The organism is Sedimentitalea sp. XS_ASV28, from assembly GCF_041224545.1.
Taxonomy (GTDB): Bacteria; Pseudomonadota; Alphaproteobacteria; order Rhodobacterales; family Rhodobacteraceae; genus Sedimentitalea.
The window spans coordinates 1-20,687 of the sequence record NZ_JBGFGP010000116.1 but is presented as its reverse complement, the minus strand read 5'-3'; the positions used below and the strand labels follow the sequence as shown (position 1 = coordinate 20,687).

The 20,687-nt window shown below is 61.3% G+C and carries 17 protein-coding genes; 8 read left to right on the top strand and 9 right to left on the bottom strand.

Features of this window, described 5'->3' with window-relative positions:
* Nucleotides 1–20: 20 nt before the first annotated feature.
* The 6 genes from AB9K34_RS08830 to AB9K34_RS08805 are packed head-to-tail and all read left to right on the top strand — an operon-like array spanning nucleotide 21 to nucleotide 8,737.
* Nucleotides 21–2,105: a hydantoinase/oxoprolinase family protein gene (locus tag AB9K34_RS08830; protein ID WP_369954063.1), complete on the top strand. Its 2,085-nt coding sequence runs from the start codon at nucleotides 21–23 to the stop codon at nucleotides 2,103–2,105.
* Nucleotides 2,102–3,862 (top strand): hydantoinase B/oxoprolinase family protein, encoded by a 1,761-nt coding sequence (locus AB9K34_RS08825; protein ID WP_369954062.1) that lies wholly within the window; start codon nucleotides 2,102–2,104, stop codon nucleotides 3,860–3,862. Before AB9K34_RS08830 ends, AB9K34_RS08825 begins: the two co-directional genes overlap by 4 nt.
* A gap of 52 nt (nucleotides 3,863–3,914) precedes the next feature.
* Nucleotides 3,915–5,015 (top strand): sugar ABC transporter substrate-binding protein, encoded by a 1,101-nt coding sequence (locus AB9K34_RS08820; RefSeq protein ID WP_369954061.1) that lies wholly within the window; start codon nucleotides 3,915–3,917, stop codon nucleotides 5,013–5,015.
* Entirely contained in the window at nucleotides 5,012–6,550 is a 1,539-nt protein-coding gene (locus AB9K34_RS08815) for a sugar ABC transporter ATP-binding protein (RefSeq protein WP_369954060.1), read from the top strand. The genes AB9K34_RS08820 and AB9K34_RS08815 overlap by 4 nt, the downstream gene beginning before the upstream one ends.
* The gene (locus AB9K34_RS08810) at nucleotides 6,540–7,502 is read left to right on the top strand and encodes an ABC transporter permease (RefSeq protein WP_369954059.1); all 963 of its coding nucleotides are present in this window, start codon (nucleotides 6,540–6,542) and stop codon (nucleotides 7,500–7,502) included. The genes AB9K34_RS08815 and AB9K34_RS08810 overlap by 11 nt, the downstream gene beginning before the upstream one ends.
* A gap of 2 nt (nucleotides 7,503–7,504) precedes the next feature.
* Nucleotides 7,505–8,737 (top strand): Zn-dependent hydrolase, encoded by a 1,233-nt coding sequence (locus AB9K34_RS08805; protein ID WP_369954078.1) that lies wholly within the window; start codon nucleotides 7,505–7,507, stop codon nucleotides 8,735–8,737.
* 571 nt (nucleotides 8,738–9,308) lie between these two features.
* Here the strand turns inward: AB9K34_RS08805 and AB9K34_RS08800 are convergent.
* The 9 genes from AB9K34_RS08800 to AB9K34_RS08760 form a co-directional block, all read right to left on the bottom strand.
* The gene (locus AB9K34_RS08800) at nucleotides 9,309–9,923 is read right to left on the bottom strand and encodes a maleylpyruvate isomerase N-terminal domain-containing protein (RefSeq protein WP_369954058.1); all 615 of its coding nucleotides are present in this window, start codon (nucleotides 9,921–9,923) and stop codon (nucleotides 9,309–9,311) included.
* Complete coding sequence (locus tag AB9K34_RS08795; protein ID WP_369954077.1) at nucleotides 9,920–11,020, bottom strand: cupin domain-containing protein; 1,101 nt, start codon at nucleotides 11,018–11,020, stop codon at nucleotides 9,920–9,922. Before AB9K34_RS08795 ends, AB9K34_RS08800 begins: the two co-directional genes overlap by 4 nt.
* 39 nt (nucleotides 11,021–11,059) lie before the next feature.
* Nucleotides 11,060–11,707 carry a maleylacetoacetate isomerase gene (gene maiA / locus AB9K34_RS08790; RefSeq protein WP_369954057.1) on the bottom strand — a complete coding sequence of 216 codons (648 nt, stop codon included), beginning with the start codon at nucleotides 11,705–11,707 and terminating at the stop codon, nucleotides 11,060–11,062.
* A gap of 10 nt (nucleotides 11,708–11,717) precedes the next feature.
* Nucleotides 11,718–12,542 (bottom strand): universal stress protein, encoded by an 825-nt coding sequence (locus AB9K34_RS08785; protein WP_369954056.1) that lies wholly within the window; start codon nucleotides 12,540–12,542, stop codon nucleotides 11,718–11,720.
* Between the two features lie 24 nt (nucleotides 12,543–12,566).
* On the bottom strand, nucleotides 12,567–13,262 hold the full coding sequence (locus AB9K34_RS08780) for a fumarylacetoacetate hydrolase family protein (RefSeq protein ID WP_369954055.1): 696 nt from the start codon (nucleotides 13,260–13,262) through the stop codon (nucleotides 12,567–12,569).
* A gap of 58 nt (nucleotides 13,263–13,320) precedes the next feature.
* Complete coding sequence (locus tag AB9K34_RS08775) at nucleotides 13,321–15,249, bottom strand: TRAP transporter permease (protein ID WP_369954054.1); 1,929 nt, start codon at nucleotides 15,247–15,249, stop codon at nucleotides 13,321–13,323.
* Between the two features lie 63 nt (nucleotides 15,250–15,312).
* Nucleotides 15,313–16,281 carry a TAXI family TRAP transporter solute-binding subunit gene (locus AB9K34_RS08770; RefSeq protein ID WP_369954053.1) on the bottom strand — a complete coding sequence of 323 codons (969 nt, stop codon included), beginning with the start codon at nucleotides 16,279–16,281 and terminating at the stop codon, nucleotides 15,313–15,315.
* 28 nt (nucleotides 16,282–16,309) lie between these two features.
* Nucleotides 16,310–17,938, bottom strand: a complete 1,629-nt coding sequence (locus AB9K34_RS08765) for a benzoate-CoA ligase family protein (protein ID WP_369954052.1) — start codon at nucleotides 17,936–17,938, stop codon at nucleotides 16,310–16,312.
* Between the two features lie 80 nt (nucleotides 17,939–18,018).
* Nucleotides 18,019–19,158 (bottom strand): FAD-dependent monooxygenase, encoded by a 1,140-nt coding sequence (locus tag AB9K34_RS08760; protein WP_369954051.1) that lies wholly within the window; start codon nucleotides 19,156–19,158, stop codon nucleotides 18,019–18,021.
* 87 nt (nucleotides 19,159–19,245) lie between these two features.
* Here AB9K34_RS08760 and AB9K34_RS08755 point away from each other — a divergent pair, with 87 nt between their 5' ends.
* Nucleotides 19,246–19,653: an acyl-CoA thioesterase gene (locus tag AB9K34_RS08755; RefSeq protein ID WP_369954050.1), complete on the top strand. Its 408-nt coding sequence runs from the start codon at nucleotides 19,246–19,248 to the stop codon at nucleotides 19,651–19,653.
* Nucleotides 19,646–20,422 (top strand): IclR family transcriptional regulator, encoded by a 777-nt coding sequence (locus AB9K34_RS08750; protein WP_369954049.1) that lies wholly within the window; start codon nucleotides 19,646–19,648, stop codon nucleotides 20,420–20,422. The genes AB9K34_RS08755 and AB9K34_RS08750 overlap by 8 nt, the downstream gene beginning before the upstream one ends.
* The last annotated feature ends 265 nt before the right edge of the window (nucleotides 20,423–20,687 follow it).

Here is a 20,687-nt window from a genome sequence, read left to right as displayed (position 1 = left end):
GCCCAGCAAGGAGGAGCCGCATGATTGTTCTTGGTGTAGATGTTGGCGGGACCTTCACGGACCTCATTCTGGCGGATCTGTCCCAGCAGAGCCTGACCATCCACAAGACGGCGTCCACGCCCGCAAATCCGGCCATCGGAGTGGTCAACGGGCTGAAGGCGATCTGCGAGAAGGCAGGTTTGGAAACGGCCCAGATCGATTCGCTGTTTCACGGGACGACCGTGGGCACCAACGCGATGTTGGAGCACGACGGTGCGGTCACCGGGATGATCACCAACGACGGGTTCCGGGATGTGCTGCACATCGGGCGGCACCAGCGTCCGCAGCATTATTCCATCATGCAGGACCTGCCCTGGCAGAACCGCCCTCTGATCAAGCGGCGTCACCGCCGCACTGTGGCGGGGCGGCTCGACGCGAGTGGGGCGGAATTGACGCCGCTGGACGAGGACGGGCTGCGCGAGGCGGCACGCGCGCTGGTCGAGAGCGGCGTTGAAGCAGTGCTGGTTGGTTTCCTCTTTTCCTACGTGAATCCCGCACATGAACGCCGTGCGGCGGAAATCCTCGCCGAGGAGATGGGTGAGGACGTCTTCGTCACCACCTCCTCCGAGGTCGCGCCCCAGTTCCGGGAGTTTGAGCGCTTCACCACCGGAGCCATGTCGGCGTTCATCGGTCCCAAGGTCCGGCGCTACATCACCGAGCTTCAGAGCGAACTGAGCGGTCAGGGCTTGAAAGGCGAGTTGCATGTCATGACGTCCTCAGGCGGCGTGGCGACTCCAAAGATGATCGCGGAGAAGCCTGCGTCAACCCTGCTGTCCGGACTGGTCGCAGGTGTGCGTGGCGGTGCCTGGATTGGCAGCCACATCGGCGCGGACCGCATGATCACCCTCGACATCGGCGGGACCAGTGCCGACATCGGCATCGTGCTGGACGGTCGGCTGACCGAGGCTGATGCACGCAGCGCCTCCATCGCGGGCTTCCCTGTGATGCTGCCGATGATCGACATTCATACGATCGGCGCGGGCGGGGGATCCATCGCCTACGTCGACCGGGGAGGCGCTTTCCGTGTGGGCCCGGAAAGCGCGGGCGCCGATCCCGGGCCCGCCGCCTACGGAAAGGGCGGAGAAAAACCCACAGTCACCGACGCCAACCTCGTGCTGGGCCGTCTCGCGCCAGAGAACTTTCTGGGTGGGGACATGACGCTGGACGCTGAAGCGTCACGCAAGGTCATTGGGCGGCTGGCCGACGCGTTGGGTCGCACGCCGGAAGAGACGGCGGAGGGCGCATTGACGGTTCTCAACTCCAATATGGCCAACGCGATCCGTTCACGCACGGTGCAGAAGGGCATCGACCCGCGCGATTTCACCCTAAGCGGCTTCGGCGGCGCAGGCCCGCTGCACGCGGCAGAGGTGGCGGGGATGTTGGGCGTGCGCCGGGTGCTGATTCCGCCGCATCCGGGCATCACTTCGGCGCTCGGCCTGCTAACGGCGGATCTGGAATACCACGCCCTGCGCACGGCATTTGCCGTGAAGGGCAGCGTGGATCACGCGCGGCTGACTGGTCTTTTCGACGACATGGAAAGCGAGCTGGGCGGCATCTTCGACAGCGACGGCGTCGCGACCGAAAAGCGCACGATGCTGCGGGAAGGCGACCTTCGTTACGTAGGGCAGGGCTACGAGCTGAAGATCGACTTCCCCGCCGGTGAATTGGACGAGGCGGCGCTGGAAAAGGTCTGGCAGGATTTCCACGATCGGCACCGGGCGGAGTACGGCCACGCTTTCATGGACAGCCCGATCGAAATCGTCACCGTGAAGGTGCGTGGTCTCGGCGAGGTGGACAAATTGGGCGTCCCGTCCAAAGCCAGTCGCGACGGTGCGGCCAAACCGGTAGGACGGGGGCGCTGCCTCTTCCGCGTGGGCGAAACGCTGGAGACCTTCGACACACCCTATTACGACCGCGCGACCCTGCCCACGGGCCACGATTTGGAAGGGCCCGCGATCCTGTTGCAGATCGACAGCACCACGGTGGTCCCGCCGGGCTGGCACTTCCGTGTGGATGAATTCGACAACGTGCTGATAACACGAGACGACGACGGAGAGAGCCGATGAAGACCCGAGTCGACGCCTTCCTTGCGGCCGTGATCCACGGCGCGCTGGAGAACATCGCAATCGAGATGGGCCACAAGCTGATGCGGATGAGCTATTCCAGCATCATCCGCGAAAGCGAGGACTTCGGTGCCGCGCTGACCGACGCCAAGGGACGGCAGCTGTGCGAATGTACCATGTCAACGCCGCTGCAATCCGGGCCAATTCCTGGGTATATCGAAGGTATCCTGACCGAGTTGGAGAAACGTGGCGATGCCATCGTGCCGGGTGATGTCTTCATGCACAACGATGCCTATGCCGGGGCTTCGCACGGACCTGATGTCGGTTTCATCGTGCCGATCTTTCACGAGGACAATCTGGCCGGTTTCTCCGTTACCACTGCGCATCACCTCGATATCGGCGCGCTGACGCCGGGCAGCTGCGGCATCGTCGACGCGGTCGATACCTATGCCGAGGGTCTGCAATTCAAGGCGGTGCGTGTCTACGACGCGGGCAGGAAGGTAGAGCCGGTCTGGCAGATCCTGCGGTCCAACATCCGCATCGCAGACCTTGTCGTGGGCGATATGGAAGCACAAGTCGCCGCCGCACGCATCGGCGCAGAGCGCTATGGTGCGCTGCTGGACCAATACGGGCTCGATACCGTGACGGGGGCCTACGAGGACCTGCTGGATTACTCCGAAACCATGATGCGGGACGCGATTTCCGCGGTGCCGGACGGCAAGTACAACGCGCGCACCTACATTGACGGCTATCTCGACAGCGACGATCCCGCACTCAAGGAATTGCCGATCGAGGTCACGTTGACGATCGAAGGCTCCGACATCCATGTGGACCTCACGGGCACGGCGCCGCAGACCCCGAACAAGCCGATCAACATGCCGCTTGTCGGCACGGTGGATTGCGCGGTCTGGCTCACGCTGCGGTCGATCCTGCTCGACAGCGAAAAGTTCGGCGCCATCCCCCAGAACTCGGGTCTGACGCGACCGATCACGATCCATGCGCCGAAAGGATGCCTCGCCAATCCGATCTTTCCCGCGCCTGTCATCGCCCGCTTCTGTCCTGGCAATGCGGTCGCCGATACGGTGATGAAAGCCATTGCGCCCGCTGTTCCGCAGCAGGTCAGCGCTGGCATCGGCAATCTGCGTGTCATGGCGTTCTCGGGCACCACACAAGCCGGTCCCTGGGTGCATATGGAAATCATGGAAGGTGCTTATGGCGGGCGCCACGGCAAGGACGGGATGGATGCGGTCGATACGCTCTATGCGAACACCCGCAACAACCCGGTGGAGGACATCGAGAGCCACCTGCCGCTCCGCGTGCTGAACTACGAACTGCGCGAGAACGTTGCCGGCCCCGGCCAATGGCGCGGTGGCATCGGTTCCATCCGGTCGTTCGAGTTGCTGGAGGACGGCGCGGTTTCGGTCGAAGGCGACGGCCAGCGCTTCGATCCCTGGGGCTTCGACGGCGGCAGCGACGGTTCGCCGGCGAATGTGGACCTGATCAGGGCCGACGGCACGACAGAGGCGCTGCCTTCAAAGATTCCCTACCGCAAGCTTGGAAAGGGCGACAGGATCACCGCCTACGGTCCCTGCGGGGGCGGCTATGGCAACCCTCTGCTGCGCAGCCCCGAGACTGTGCTGGACGATGTGCTTGACGGGCTGATCGACGCTCGCATCGCGCACGAAACCTATCGGGTCGCGATCACGCCAGGCGGTGAACTCGATACACAGGAAACCGACAAGCTGCGCGCGGAGGCATGACGCGCGGCATCACAACCCGAAACAGGCCCCATCCCCAACAGGAGACGCCAAGATGACGACACTCAGAAAGACGACTCTGCTCTCTGCTCTGCTACTAGGCACCGCCCTGCCTGCCACGTCGCAGGACATTGCCGCTGCACAGGCCAATATCGACGCCTATTCCGGCATTCCGGCATTTACCGCCCCCGGCCCGGCCTTCGACGCCAAGGCTTGCATGGCGGACAAGTCGATCCTGACCATCCCCGCTTCCAGCGCCATTCCGTTCATCAAGACCATCGCGGATGCTAAGGACGCGCTGGCCGACGAACTGGGCTTCAAGCATGAACAGTGGGAGAACCAGGGCAATCCGACCCAGTGGATCCAGGGCATGGAATACGCAGGTAACAACGGGTTCGACGTGATCTCGCTGCTGGCGGGTGCCGATCCGCGCTTCTTTGAGCCGCAGGTCAAGGCCGCGCAGGAAAAGGGCGTAAAAGTTGTTACCTCGCACCTTACCGGCCTCGAGCTGGAAGCCCCCGCGGGCGTCGATGCCAACACCGCCATTGATTATAAGCAAGCGGGCAAGCTGATGGCCGACTGGACCATCGCCCAGACGGACGGCAACGTTAATGCGCTGATCCTCGTCTCCAATGAGGCGCTGTCGACCGACAGTCTTACCGATGGGCTGGTTGAAGCGTATGAGGCGAACTGCCCAGGCTGCAGCTACGAGATCGTCAACGTTCCGATTGTGGACTGGGCCACGCGCATCCAGCCGACCGTGCAGGGCAAGTTGCAAGCCGATGCCTCAATCAACTACGTTATCCCGATCTATGACAGCATGTCCTCTTTCGTAACACCGGCAATCGCCATTTCGGGCAAGCGCGACAGCGTGAAGGTGGCCACTTTCAACGGCACGCCCTTCGTGCTGGACCTCATCCGCGACGGGTCGGTCGAGATGGACATCGGTGAAAACCTCGACTGGATTGCCCACGCGATGCTGGATTCCGAGATGCGTCTGATTTGCGGTGAAGAGCCGATCACCGACAGCAAGGTGCCGCTGCGGGTCTTCACCGCTGACAACCTTGACGGTGTCAGTACCCCCGCGCAGGCCAACGAAGGTTACGGCGATGCCTACGTGCAAGGCTACCGCGACCTGTGGATGATGTCGGAGTGACGGATGAAGCCGCGCCCCGTCTCGATCTGCGGGGCGCGACCAAGACTTTCGGCGGGGCCCATGCGCTCAACGACGTGAATCTGGCCATTCGCCCGGGCGAGGTGCATGGCCTGCTGGGCAGCAATGGTTCGGGTAAATCTACCCTGATCAAGGTTCTTTCGGGCTTCCACGCCCCTGATGCCGGTCTGCTCGAGATGGACGGACGGCCCCTACCGCTGCCGATGCCACTTGGCCAGAGCGAGTTGCACGGGCTGGCTTTCGTGCACCAGAATCTCGGCCTGCTCGGCGAGGCGACGGTGCTGGAGAACCTGATTGCGGGCGACCACGAGCGGCTGAACGCCTGGTGGATTCGCTGGGGCGTGGAAACCGCACGCGCACGCAAACTGCTGGCGGAATACGATCTGCGGCTGGACCCAGACGCGGTGGTGGCGGACCTGACCCCAGTGGAGCGTGCGCAATTGGCAATCGTGCGCGCCGCTGACCGTGTGCGCACTCACGGCAACCAGGGCAATCCCGGCGTGCTGGTGCTGGACGAACCAACCCCCTTTCTGCCGCAGGAAGACGTGCGGGCGCTTTTCCGGATCATGCGGCAGCTAAAGGAAAGCGGCGTGTCGATCATTTTTGTCAGCCACGACATCGATGAGGTGATGGAGGTCACAGATCGGTCCACAGTCCTGCGCGACGGCCGCGTCATCGGTACCTACGAGACTGCGACCACCGACCGCGAGACGCTGGTGCAGGCCATCGTCGGGCGCGCTGTGGCGGTAAACCGACGCGTCGTCGCCCTGCCGGAGGCCGCTCCTTTGGCGACGGTCGGGGGGCTGAGCGGCAGGACGGTCAAAGCGGCCTCTCTCGCTGTGCGGCCGGGCGAGGTGCTGGGGCTTACCGGACTCATCGGGTCGGGTTACGACGAGGTCCCGCTGCTGCTGGCCGGAGGCGCGACCTACCCGCGCTCCGGGACGCTGACGCTCGACGGACGGGAGATCGAGCTCGGCTCTCTGCGGCCTAAGGCGGCGATAGCGGCGGGCATTGCCTTCATCCCCGCCGACCGTCAGCGTCTGGGCATCGGGCCTGACCTCTCGCTGGTGGAAAATGCCATGCTGCCGCGCCGCTCCGATCGGCTGATGCTTCGGCACGGTGCACGTGCGCGCGATACCGCCGATCTGATGAAGCGTTTTACCGTGAAAGCCGAAGGTCCGGCGCAGCCCGCAGCGGAGCTGTCGGGCGGGAACCAGCAGAAACTGGTGCTGGGCAAGTGGCTGCGGCTCGACCCTTCGCTGGTGCTGCTGGACGAGCCCACGCAGGGCATCGATGTGGGCGCGCGACAGGAAATCTACGACCGGCTGGCCGAAGTCTGCGCGCAGGGGGCGGCGGTGATCTGCGCTACCTCGGAATTCGAACAGCTGGAGACCATCGCCCACCGGGTGCTGGTTTTCGACAAGGGCCGGATCAAGGCGGAGCTGAGTGGCGACGACGTCACGAAATCCGCCATTGCCAAAGCCTGTTATGAAGGGATGGAAGACGATGCGGCGTAACGATGTGACCTACCAGCTGGAGCGGTTTGGCCTAGTGATGGTCTGGATCGGGTTCATCGCGCTTTTCGGGGCGATGCGGCCGGATACCTTCCTGACCTGGTCCAACTTTTCCACCATCTTCGGATCCGAGGCGGTGCTGGTCATCGTCACGCTGGGCCTGATCATCCCGCTGACCGCGGGCGATTTCGACCTGTCCATCGCGCAGGTGCTCACGCTGGTGTCGATGTCAGTGGCGCTGCTTGACGCGCGCCTGGATGTGCCGCTGATAGTGGTTATCCCCATCGCGCTCGCCATCGGCGCGCTGGTGGGGCTGATCAACGGCGCGATCACGCTGTATTTCCGGGTGCATTCCCTGATTGTCACGCTTGGGGTCGGCACCTTTTTGCATGGTTTGACGCTCTGGATCGGCAATTCGCAGACCATCTCGGGCGTTTCTCCGGTGCTGATGGAGTGGGTGATCATCCAGCGCATCGGCGGCATCCCGATCGCCTTCTACTATGCCATGCTGTTGGCGTTCCTGATCTGGTACATGCTGGGATACACGGCCTTCGGGCAGCATCTGCTTTTCACCGGGCGTGGACGCGAGGTCGGGCGACTGACCGGGGTAGCGGTGGAACGTACGCGGCTCATAGCCTTCGTGCTGTCGGGCCTGATGGGCGCGATTGCGGGCGTGCTCTATACCGGCACCACCGGGTCGGCGAACCCCAGTTCCGGCACCTTTCTGCTGTTGCCCGCCTTTGCGGCGGCTTTCCTCGGTGCGACGTGCATCAAGCCGGGGCGGTTCAATCCGTGGGGATCGGTGATCGCGGTATATTTCCTCGTTACCGGGATCAACGGGCTGTCGGTGCTGGGCTTCCGCACCTTCGTGCAGGATCTCTTCTACGGCGGCGCGCTGGTGCTGGCGGTGATGGTGTCGCAGCTGGTCTCGGGCCGCAAGGAGCGGGGGCTTTGAGCGTGCGCCGCAATCTTACCGTTAACGGTGACCGTCTGTGGCAGCGCCACATGGCCCTGGCTGAGATCGGCCCGGTGGGTGAGACCGGTAACTGCCGGCTGTCCATGTCGAAAGAGGACGGCGCTGCGCGCGATCTCTTTGCTCGCTGGTGCCGCGACGCCGGGCTGTCGGTTCAGAGCGACCGCGCCGGCAACATGGTGGCGATCCGGCCGGGCACAGACCCCGATCGAGGGTTGGTCGCCGCAGGCAGCCACCTTGACACCCAGCCGCACGGCGGGCGCTTCGATGGCATTTCTGGTGTGCTGGCCGCGCTGGAGGCCATCGAGACTTTGAATGACGCGGGGATAGAGACGAAGGCGCCGCTTGCAGTGATCAACTGGACGAACGAGGAGGGCGTGCGCTTTGCTCCCGGGTTGATGGGGTCGTCCTGGTTCGTCGGCGAGCTGACGGACGACGCGCTGGACGCCAGTACTGCAAGCGACGGTACGACCTTCGCGGCTGAAGCCGAGAAGATCGGCTGGCGCGGGGAGCTGCGCCCCGACGCGGTGGAGATGGATAGCTTCTTCGAGCTGCACATCGAACAGGGCCCGGTGCTGGAACGCGCTGGCGTGCAGGTCGGCATCGTGACCTCCGTTCAAGGCCTGCGCTGGCTGGACGTGATCGTGACCGGCATGGACGCCCACGCCGGGACCACCCCGCTCGATGCGCGCCGTGACGCATTGCTGGCCGCCGCCGCGGCGGTGCAGGCGATCAATTGCGAAGGTCGAAGGGAAGGGGCGGACGCGCGTGTCAGCGTTGGGCGCTTCCTGCCCGCCACGGACGGGCCGAGCACCATCGTCGGCGAAGTGCGCTTCGTGATCGATATCCGCCACCCCGACAATGCCGTACTTGGTCGGCTGGAAGCCGCCTGTAAACGGGCTAGCATCGAAGCAGCCGATCGCTACGGTTGTGTCGCCACCGTCACGCGCCGTATCGCCGTTCCACCGCGCGATTTCGATGCCGGTTGTATCGACGCTGTGCAGCAGGCGGCCGATGCCTTGGGGTTCAGCAACATGCAATTGCCCAGCGGGGCCCTGCATGACGCGTCGAATATTGCCGCCATCGCCCCCACATCGATGATTTTTGTACCCTGTCGAAATGGCATCAGCCACAATATCGACGAATACGCCTCTCCCGAGGACCTTGCCGCTGGTTGCAACGTCCTTTTGCACTCAATGCTCTCGCGTGCAGGCTGAGGTCCTGTTGATCTGAAATGCCGCAGCGTCAAACCCGACGACGTGCCGCGCGGATCATTTTGATGTTTCAAACGGTTTCGTTGCACAAATCCCGCGAGGGATTCATCTAGTGAATCGAGAGTGATAGCAGGGGAGCATGAGCAGTTGGTCCCCGGCGAAGTACAAGACCAGAAACTGGTTTCGTATAACCTAGGTGTTCAGTCCCGGCATCTGGTGGATCGGGTTCAAATCGGGTTCAAATGAATCTGTCCGGCTCTGAAGTCCAGATCTCGCAGATGTACTCGTAAGGTGTGAGGTCCTGTTTTCTACCATGCCTTGAACGCCCGGTGGGCGGACTCGACTGCTTTCAGGCTGTCGGCAACGCCGGCAGCTGCGCTACGCGTCACTGCTTTCCCTGAGGCAGGAGCGATCCTTTCAAACGTGGCTCCGTTCTCTGCAGTTACACGTTCATTGTCGATCAATAGTTGGGGTTCTATGACTTCCTCCCGCTTAGCTGCGACCGTTAGGTGCACCAAGTCGCGTCGATGTGCTAATGCAGCAAGATTTACCTATTACGCAAATAATTTCACAATTAGGAATTTTCTTGGCTATATGGTATTTTTACCTCATCACCAATCAAGTCTCTGATAAACATCGGAATATCGCTCAACGATGCTCCTGAACCAAGCGCTATAGCTTGCCTCCAGAGTAACAGCGCCCGCTGGCGCGGTAGGTCGCGCAAAGCAAGTGACCGTCCACTTGCGCCACTGATCCTCTCTCCCCACGCCACGCCCGGCAGGTCCCGCCAGCAAACGTCCAAATGGATGGCCGAATGATCGAACAAGTGACGCAAGGCGCGGGGTGGAAGCGTTGCAGCCAGCTCCAGAGGCGGCAGATCGCGAGCGAAGGTTTCCGGTGGCAGGCTTCCGTCGCTTGGACAGAGTGGTTCCAGGAGCAAGGCCGTCTGACGCGCGTCATAGGCCACGGCAGCAACAACATGTGCACGTGTCCAGCCTTCCGGTGTAGTAGCCGTTTGCGCCAGGTCGGCATCGTCTAGTTCGTTCAGTTTGCGCGCAAAGAATGCCGTGGCGCGGCGGGCGAGGAGAAGATCTTCGCCCGGTGCTTCGTCAGCGTCGTAACGGGCACCCTTGCCCTGGCGTGCGCGCAATGCGCTCCGCGCCGTGTCACCCTTGGCGGTCGGATTCATTTTGTGGCCACCTTGGTTCGCATGAACTGAAGCCGTTCCATGATCGGCGCATCCGAGAAGCGGAACAGATCGAACTGGGTTTCCGCTTGCAGGGACCAGGAAATCCAGGACGGAACGACGAACATGTCGCCTTTTTCGAGGCGGCGAGTTTCGCCGTCCAGCATCACTGCGCCCTTCCCGTCGAACACCTGGAACACGGTCGAACCGACTTCCTGCCGCGTAGGGGTTTCGGTCCCTTCACGCAGTCGATGGAATTCGCAACGGATCGTCGGCATCACATCGCCGCCGGTGGTCGGGTTCACATAGCGAATTGCCGCGTGGCCCTGTTCCACAGTGGCGGGCTGACCTTCGTCCTCTAGCAACAATTGCTCGGTCAGGGCCCGGTCGGTGAACTCCCAGCGATAGGCGCCGATTGGCGAAGCGACAGTGTCTTGTAGCTGCGAAAGCGGCCGGAGGCCGGGGTGGCACCAGAGACGCTCACCGCGCGAATAGTTCGGCGTCGCGTAATCGGTCACCCGGTCCGAGCCGAACTCGAAAAACCCGACATCCATCTGTTGCGAGAATGGAATGTCGAGCCCGTCGATCCAGGCCATGGGGTGGTCTGTATCATTGTGGTGACCGTGGAAGTTCCAACCGGGGGTGAGCAGAAGATCGCCGCGGGACATGCGCACGGGATCACCATTTACCACGGTCCAGACGCCCTCACCCTCCACAACGAAGCGGAAGGCATTCTGGGAATGACGGTGTTCGGGTGCGGTTTCGCGCGGTCCGAGATACTGTATCGCCGCCCAAAGAGTCGGCGAGACATAAGCATTCGGGGCGAGTCCGGGGTTTGCCAGGCCGATGGCGCGCCGCTCGCCGCCGCGACCGACCGGCACCAACTCACCGGATTTTTCAGCGAGTGGCAGCAGGTTTGACCATTTCCAGACATGAGGCACGGCCTTGGACTTCGGGTGGATCGGCATCAGATCCCCAAGCTGAGTCCAGAGCGGGATCAGGCTTTCGTCTTCGAAGCCCTTGTAGAGCGCGCGCAGTTCCGGGCTATCCTGGGGCTGCATCCCGTGTTCGACGGTATCGTGGTCGAGACTTTCGTTCATCATGGGTAGGACCTCCTCGGTGATATGAAATTGTGGTTTTCAAACCGCATCCGGCTGATTGGGAGGGGCCGCCTTCTGGAAAGCAGGCAGCTCATCCAATGCGGCGTAAATGCGCGAGATTGTCGGCCAGGTGTCGAGCGGGATGTCGAAACGACGATTGTTCCAAACCTGCGCATAGAGGCAGAGATCGGCCAATGTCGGCGTGTCGCCGTGACAGTAACGACCCGTCGCCCTGGAGCCCGACAGCTCGTTCTCGAGCGCGTCGAAAGTTACCGCCACCCAATGGGTGAACCATGCCTTCTGCGCCTCCTCGTCTGCGCCGAACTGATCGCCCAGCCGGAAGAGAACTCGCAAGTTGTTGAGCGGATGGATCTCGCAGGCAATCATGTAAGACAGTGCCCGAACCCGGGCGCGTCCATCCGGGTCGGAAGGCAGGAGCGCCGGTTCCGGTCGGGTCTCGTCGAGCCATTCTATGATCGCAAGCGATTGCGTGAGAAAGGTTCCGTCTTCACGTTCAAGGGTCGGAACCAGGCCCTGCGGGTTCTTCGCAAGGTAGTCGGCAGTCCGCGTTTCCCCGTCGCGAAGTACGTAAGGCACATAGTCGTAGTCCAAACCTTTGAGGTTCAATGCGGCGCGCAGCCGGGTCGAGGTCGAACTTCGAAAGAAGTTGTGAAGTTTCAAAGCCATGGTGCTGCTTTCAATGTGACATGAAGACCGGGACGCGCGCGGTTCGTAGAACGTCATGGGTAACGCCGCCGAAGACATCCTGCGAGAATTTGCTATGTTCATAGGCACCCATCACGATCAGCTTGGCTCCGACGTCGTCGGCGCTGTCCTCGATCACCGAAGCGATGCTTTTCCCTTTTGCAGCTCGGTGAATATGGCGCACCGAGACGCCGTGGCGCTCTAGGTGACGCAGGATGCCGCCATCGGCTGGTTCCGCAGGTGACTGCTCTCCGACAGTAAGAACTGTTGCCTCGCGTTTGCCTTCGATGATGTCCATTGCGTCGCCCAAGGCACGGGCCGCAGCGCGTTTTCCATCCCAGGCAATCAGAACGTGATCGGCGAGAGCTGGCGCAGAATACGCCTCAGGAACCACAAGGACCGGGCGACCGCTATGAAGCGCGACCATGTCGGGATTGACTACGTGGTGTTCCTCGCCCGCCAGATCGGACTGAAACCCGGTGATCACCAGATCGTAGTGCCGCGCCATTTCGCTGGGCAAGACCGTCTCCAATCTTCCGGGCGGGATAAATTCCGCACGAGCATCCAAACCGGCGGCATGGACCGCCGTGTTGAATTGCTCGAAGGCGGCGGCGGTATCATTGTCCTCAAAACGACGCAACTGATCGCGCAAGACCGGCGTCAGGCCAGCCCCGAACCGATCGAAGAAGGAGCGGCCATTTCGCATGATCGCCGTCAGCCAGGCATCGTGGTGCTGCGCCAGCTTGACCGCATGCGCAAGACTGCTCGCAAAGGCCGCTTCTCCGCTAAAGGCCAGTAGCAGGTTCTTGAACGCCATCGGCCGCTCCTTTCTTTGGTTGACTCAGGCGCGCGGCCCGATCTGGGTTTCGATTGTGCCAAGGCCGTCGATCTCGACAACACAGGTGTCGCCTTCGACCATGGGGCCGACGCCGGCCGGTGTGCCGGTCATGATCAGGTCTCCCGGTGCCAGGGCAATGGAATGCGACAGGATCGAGATGATCTCGGGCACCGACCAGATAAGCTCGTCTAGGTCCGCGTCCTGTTTGACCTCGCCGTTTACGGTCAGCCGGATCGCACCCTTGTCCGGATGGCCGACCGCCTCAACTGCGTGGACCGGCCCGATCACGGCAGACCGGTCGAAGGCCTTGCCCCAGTCCCAAGGCCGTCCCTGTTCGCGCGCCTTTAATTGCAGATCGCGCCGGGTCAGGTCGTTACCCACGGCATAACCCCAAACATGGCTTAGCGCGTCGTCCACTGAAATATTGTGCCCGGCCTTTCCGATGGCCGCCACCAGTTCGGCCTCGTAATGGAAATTCTCGGTCTCTGGCGGATAGGCCACGGTCTCACCGGTATCCACGACGGCGTCGGCGGGTTTGGTAAAGAAGAACGGCGGATCGCGGTCAGGATCCTTGCCCATCTCACGGGCATGGGCAGCATAGTTGCGTCCGACGCAGAAGATGCGCCGCACCGGCAGGCGGTCGTCAGTGCCGACAACGGCGACGTTGGGCTGTGCAGGAGGGTCGAAGACAAAGGCCATTTGGGTTCCTTTCAGGTTAGATTTTCAGGCTGTTTCAGCCCTGTTCGGTTTCGGACAGCTAAGTGGACAGCGTCGCATGATCGTTCCGCCCAATTGCCCAGAGCACAGCTAGCGCCGCAAAGCCCACGCCATTGATCCAGGGAGTTTGCGCCCCGCCGATCCCCGGCGGCAGGAGGAGTGCCAAACCGGCCAGGCCGATCAGGACTCGCCGAGCGGGACCGATAGGTCCATGCAGCCAGCCAACAAAGGCCGCCGATATCGCGTAGACCCCAATCACCGCTGTTACCACGGCCAGAACGATATCGGTCGGATCACCGATCAGAAGCAGCGCCGGAGAGAATACAAAGAGGAACGGCACGATGTAGGCGGTCCAGCCGAAGCGCATGGATTCCCATGCGGTGACCATCGGAGGCGCCTTGGCAATGGCTGCCGCAAAGAACGCCCCAATGCCGATCGGCGGTGTCACCATGGACATCATGCCGAGGTAGAAGATGAAGAGATGCGCGGCGATCGGCTCGACACCCGATTGCACCAGCGAAGGCGCGATCAGCACCGCAAGGAGCAGATAGACTCCGACCGTCGGCATGCCCATGCCCAGCACGAGACAAACAAGGGCTGAGATCAATAGCAGCAGGAACACGTTGCCCTGTCCCAAATCGACCAATGCAAATGTGGCGGCGAATCCCAGGCCTGTGACGTTCAGTACGCCAATGATGAAACCCGCGGCCGCAGAGATCATGATGATTTCGGTGATCGACCGTCCCGCCTCAACAGCGGAACTCCACAGATCGCTCAGCACCATGCGGGTCTTTCCATAGCCCACGGTCAACCCGATGAGCAAAGCCGCCGCACCTCCCCAAAGCGCCGCCGTTTCGGCTGGCTGAGTAAACCAGAACAGAGCGACCACGATGGCGGCGAAGGGCAGGATGAACACCCAGCCACGCGACATCACGCTGCCGGTCGATGGGACGTCGTCCAGTTCCAGCGGCTTGATATTCTGCTTGGCCGCCTGCAAGTCGGCCTGCACGAACAGTGCGACGTAATAAAGCAGCGCAGGGACGATCGCCGCCACGACGATCTCGGAATAGGGTTTCTGTAGAATGTCCGCCATCAGGAAGGCAACTGCCCCCATGACCGGCGGGGCGATCTGGCCGCCAGTGGAGGCTACGGCCTCGACCGCGCCTGCAGTGGTGCGGCGAAAGCCCGACTGTATCATCAGCCGGATGGTGACGACACCTGTGGCGACGATGTTCGATACGACGACGCCAGAGATCGAGCCGAACAGACCCGACGCTACGATGGAGATCTTGGCCGCCCCACCGCGCTTTTTGCCCATGGTTGCCATTGCTATGTCGTTGAAGAAATCCGCACCACCCGAGCGAAGCAGAAGCTGACCAAAGAAAACGAAAGCCACCACGACCGTCGCCGCGACATTGAGTGTCAATCCCAACAGTCCGTTGGGGTCGAAGGCAAGGTAGACCGCCAGTCTTTGCGGCGCGACTTCTCGTGTCTGCAAAGCACCGGGCACAAGATGACCGATCATGCCGTATCCCACGATCACGAGAACCACAATAACTAGGGTCCATCCCACCGCACGACGCAAGCCTTCCAGAATAAGCAGGAACAGGGCTGTACCGACGATTAGGGCGTCCCAGGGTAAAGTCATTGCCCGTGACACCAGGCTTGGATAAGCAACGGTGACATAGAGCGACAGGCCCAATCCAAGAGCGGATAGCGTCCAGTCGAGCACGCTGGGGATCCGGGAAGCGGTCTCGGATTGCTTGTCTCGGCCCGAGACCAGGAAGATTATTGCAAGGCTGAGGCCAAGAACCAATGCAAGGAACTGCTCGGTGTAATAAGAATATCCCAGCTGAGACGGCAGGCTTGCAGCTTGGGCCATGGCCACGATTGTCAGTGTGCCGGCCAGCACGCTGACCACAAGTCCGGTGACGCCTTTCTCAGTATTAGGAGTCGGTTCCTGTTCCATACATTGCCCTTTCAGCCATGTGCGCAGGGCGACTTGCGCGCCCCGCAGAGAAGTCGAATTGACCTACTGGTGCGGTGTCAGCGACACGCCACGCTCTTCGAAGAAAGCGACGGCACCGGGGTGATATTCGACTCCGGGATACTCCTTGAAGGCAGTCTCTAGGTTCAGCGCCAGTAGCGGCGGATAGGCCTCGCCAATGGCCTCGCGTTGGTCGAACAAGACGCCAAGAAGCTTCCGCACGTCATCGTCAGACACATGGGAGCCGGCGACCAGAACGTTGTCCCATGTCACAAACATCATCGGTTCCTTCACGCCGACACGAACAGGTGCAGGTGTGACTTCTGCAAAATAGAAGGCGGGCCGGACTTCGCGGATCTTGGCCATTGTAGCGTCGTTGGCATCTACCGTCAGGAAGCGCACCCCACCGACGGAGGCGTCGACTTCCGCCACCTTCGGTCCGCCTACGGCGAAGAACGCACTGTCGACGCGACCGGAAGCCATGTCGTCCGAGCCGCGGATCAGTTCCGGTACCGGCACTTGCTTCACGTCGTCCCAGGTCAGAGCGCCAGCTGCGAGGATCGCCGTCACATGTGACCGCGCAATCGGAAAGGCATCCCAGCCAGAGGGCACGCTGCGACCTTTCAGGTCCGCCACGGCTGTCATGCCCGAGCTTTCCTTGACGTAGAGCCCGACCGGAAACGGGTTAACCCGTGCGACGATGCGAAGGTTCGGCATGGCGGTCGGGTATTCGCCGGTTCCGGTGACGGCAGTGATCACGTCGTTCACATCGTTAAGCGAAAACTCGGCCAGAGCGTCATTCACCGCCTGCATCATCTGAGCATTGCCGCCATAAGGCTGCACCACCAGTCGCATGCCTGCGCTGCCGCGTGCCTCGCCGGAAATCACCGAGGCCATGGTGTTCCAGACCGAGCCCTGCGGCGGGGTCGAAAAGGATTGCACCTGCGCATGTGCGGCCGGTGCGAGGCCCGCAGCCACAAGGCCCGCGAGGACGAAGTTTTTGATCGGTTTCATTCGAATCTCCTTGAAAAAGTTTGCGCCGTCAGGCGGTCTCATCCGATTTGCGGATCAAGGCCAGTCGGTCGATCTTACCGGTGCCGGTCTTGGGTAGCTCGGCCGGATAGTCGAACAGTCGGGGCGACTTGTAGGGCGTGAGATTTGCCTTGACGTGGTCACGCAGGGCTTTCGTCATGTTCTCATCTCCCTTGCATCCCGGCACGAGGCTGACAACCGCGCGCAGGGCGGTGCGCTTGTCAGCCATCTGCTCGGCCAAGACCGCGCATTCATGCACATCGGGGTGTTCGTTCAGGCAGCGCTCGACTTCGAGCGGCCAGACCCACTGACCGGACACTTTGACCAGTTCATCGGCCCGGCCCTGAAAGTAGTAATATCCGTCCTTTTCGATGAACCGGTCACCGGTATGAAGCCAGTCGCCGCGCATCGTGTCGCGGGTCTTGTCGGGGCGATTCCAATAAGTCGGCGCTGAGGAGTGGCCGCGCACGAACATCACCCCTTCTTCGCCCGGCACGACGGGATTGCCCTCGGGCGTCTCCAGACGAACCTCGTAGCCCGGAACGCGCGCCCCGGCAGCACCGAGCCGGTGATCGTCCAGCCGGTTGCTGAGATAAATGTGCAGCATCTCCGTCGAGCCCAGCCCTTCAGTCGGCCCATGACCGACCTTGGCTTTCCAGGCCGAATAGACGTCTTCCGACAGGATTTCGGCGGCAGACATGGACTGGCGAAGCGACGACAGGTCGCGTGTGTCGATGTCCTTGGCCCGTGCCAGCGCGGTGTAGAGCGTCGGCAGCCCGTAGAGCACGCTAGGCCTGTAAGTCTCTATGGCATCGAGGACCACCTCGGGCCGCGGCTGGCCTGGCACCAGAAGTGATGTCGCACCGACAGCAAACGGGAACACTAGAGAGTTACCGAAGCCATAGGCGAAATAAGCCTTGGGAACCGAATAGCAGATGTCACTTGCCTGCAATTTCAGCACATGCGCGCCAAAACTTAGCTGGATGTAGGCGACGTCGTGATGCAGGTGGACGATACCTTTGGGCCGCCCGGTGGACCCCGAGGAATACATCCAGAAGGCCATATCGTCGGGACCGGTATCGGCGACCTCCAACTTGTCGTCCGCGCCGTCAAGGAAAGCGGCAGTGGTTATCGCCCGTTGCGCCTGACCATTCGCCACGATGACAGTTTCGAGCGAAGTACTCGCCCGAGTCTCGGCATCGAAGACGTCAAGCAGATCGGATTCCACCAGTGCCAGTCGCGCGCCGCTGTCCTTAAGAAAAAAGTTCAGTACATCCGGCTTGGTCTGGATATTGAGCAGGACCGGCACGAAACCGGCACGAACCGCGCCGTAGAAGGCTGCGGGATAGACCGGCGTATCATCGAGGAAAAAGGCGATGCGTTCGCCCTTGCGCAAACCGGCGCGAAGCAAGGCATTGCCCCAGCGGGCTGCCTCGGCAATCAAGTCGCAATAATTCAGACTGCCAGCCGGTCCGGCGACAGCGATCGAATCCGGGTTGCGCGTGAGGTTTTGCCACAGCACTTCCGAGCAATTCCGGTGGGCCGCCTTGTCAAATCCGATTTCTGCTGCTCCCGGAACATCCGCGGCCACGGGATCGGCAATGTCGGTTTTCTCGTCTGCGAACGTCTGGTCGGACATGTCGGAACTCTCTCTTCCGGGGCGACGCGGTGCCGGCCCCAGTTGCAGTATTTCGGTTAGGTTATTTTGAAGTTGCGCGCTCAGGCCACGGCCTTGTGGGCCGCATAATCCTCTGCGAATTTCGGAGCGATTTGGCGCAACCTTTCGTCGCTCAACCGGCCCGAGCGCATCAGGTAGTCATAGGCGAAATCCATCGGCGCGAGGCGTACCTTCTCGCCAAAGCTTTCGTACCAAGTCGCCGAGGTGTTTGCGGCATCGACGATCTTGCGCGCAACAGGCGGACGCTGGGCCTGATATGCTGCCAGTGCAGTGTCAACCTCATCGTGTGACGCAAGGGCGTGAACCAAAGAGATGGCGTCTTCCATGGCAAGCCGGGTGCCCGACCCGATCGAAAAATGGGCGGTGTGGACTGCGTCGCCGAGCAGGACGTAATGGCCGGACACCCAAGATTCGCACCAGAGCCGCGGAAATTGCCGCCAATTCGACTTGTTTGTGATCAGCTTCGTGCCTTGCAACGCCTCTGCAAAGAGCGCGCTGCAGCGGTCTGCGCTGTCCACTTCGCTGAGCCCTTCGAAACCGGCCTTCTGAAAGGTCTTGTCGTCGCATTCCACGATGAAGGTGCTGAGGTCGGGCTGGAACCGGTAGTGATGTGCGTTCATCGGACCGAATTCAGTTTCAATGAAAGTTTGGGTCAACGTGTCGAAAGGAACCGTCGCGCCAAACCAGGCAAAGTGGTTGTCGAAGTACTCGATCTTCGGTTTGAAGCTGTCTTCCAGCGTTCGGCGGACAAGCGAATTCAATCCGTCCGCGCCGACCACGAGATCGGCGTCCAATTCTTCTATATCGGCAACTTGTGTACCGAAGCGGATCGGGATGTCGAGCGCTCTGGCGCGTTCCGTCAGGATTTCAAGCAGGTGCAAGCGCCCCACAGCCGTGAAGCCAACACCATCCAGGGTCACCTGCCCATGCGGCAGGTTGAGGGTCATGTTCTGCCAACGCTCCATGTGAGGCGTGACCAGATCGTGTGTCTCCGGATCATCGGCCTTAAGGAATTCCAGCGCTCGGTCTGAGAAAACCACACCGAAGCCGAACGTCGCGCCTTCCGGGTTCTGTTCGGTCACCCGCACTTGAACGTGCGGCAAGAGTCGTCGGATCAGAATGGCGGTGTAGAGACCGGCCGGCCCGGCCCCAAGAATTTCTACGCTGGTCAGCTTGCTCATCGATTCCTCCTGATCCCTCTCGACGTTGATGAGCAGATATCTTAGTATTGCATATTATGCAATTGCTTTCACAAAATGGAATAAACCATGTGCACGGAACTGACTTTTGAAATCACGTTTGGAGACTGCGATCCGGCAGGAATTGTGTTTTACCCCAATATATTCCGCTGGATGGACGCCGCGTTTCACGCTCATTTGCGCCAGTTCGGTGGCCACGAGGTACTGTGCAAAAAACTCAATGCTGTTGGTTTTGGGCTTGTTGATGCGTCCGCTCAGTTTCGCCATCCAATGCGCGACGGCGACAGGTTGGAGGTACGAATCATGTCGCTCGAGTGGTCTCGCCGCACACTGACGGTGGCCTACGAGGGCACCATCGCAGCAACCACGACATTTCTCGGCAAGGAAGTCCGATGTCTTTTCTCTCGGTCAGAAACCGGTATGGTCGCTACCGACCTGTCACAAATACGCATGTTGCTGGAACCAGGAAATGTCTGAAGAAAACGGTCACGGCCAGGGCTTGAAATCCCTCGATACTGCATTGGGGGTCCTGGCTCAGATGGCGGAGCAAGGCGGTCCTCAAACGCTATCGGAGATCGCACGTGCCAGCGACATGCCGCCCAGCAAGGTTCACCGGTATCTCGCGTCCTTCGTCGGTGCGGGACTGGTCAAACAACAAGGACGTTCCGGGCGCTATGACCTGGGTCCTGCGGCTCTGAAACTCGGGCTCGCGGCGCTTGCCCGGCATGATTTCGTCAATGCCGCAGCTGATGGATTGGCTGAACTATCGGCGGAAACTGGAATGACGGTGTTGCTGTCCGTCTGGGCGAACCAGGGCGCGACCGTGGTGCGTTGGGAGCGCGGAGCCACGCCGACCGATACCTCGATGGGGCTTGGGACGACGCTGCCGCTGCTGAATTCCGCGACAGGACGCGTCTTTCTGGCATGGGGACCACCCCGCGCAATTTCTCCAGTCCGCGATATGCAGATCAAGCGCCTCGGCCGACGGGCAGGCCTCAAGCTCGACATCGAGCTCACCAAATTGGGCATCGCCGATTTGGTGCAACGAACGCGCGCGTGTGGATTTGCATCAATTGAGGGCAAGTTCATCCCAGGTTTAGTGGCTGCCGCGGCGCCAGTGCTCGATTGGCAAGGCGAGGCCCAAGCGGCCGTAACGCTTGTAGGTATTGATCCCGCAACCGTCTCGCATGGCTCGGAGCAGACCCATAAACTCGTTACCTATTGCGCGCAAAAGTCAGTTGCCTAAACGATCGCGTAATGGCACGCGCGCCGATCCCGCTACTCGCATCCGCGTTGGCCTGCGGAAGAGCAGGTGGAACTCGAACAATTATCTGCCGGGATTGTCAACTTGTTTGTGGTGCAGCTCTTGCTTAGGCCGTGTTGACAAAAGGGATTCACAATGCACCGTAGGCGTGATTCAAGCTAGTATCTGCTATGGAGACCAGCTTGGCACGAGACTTGATGACGGACGAGGAGTGGACGTTTTTCGAACATTTCATCCTCGCTGCCCG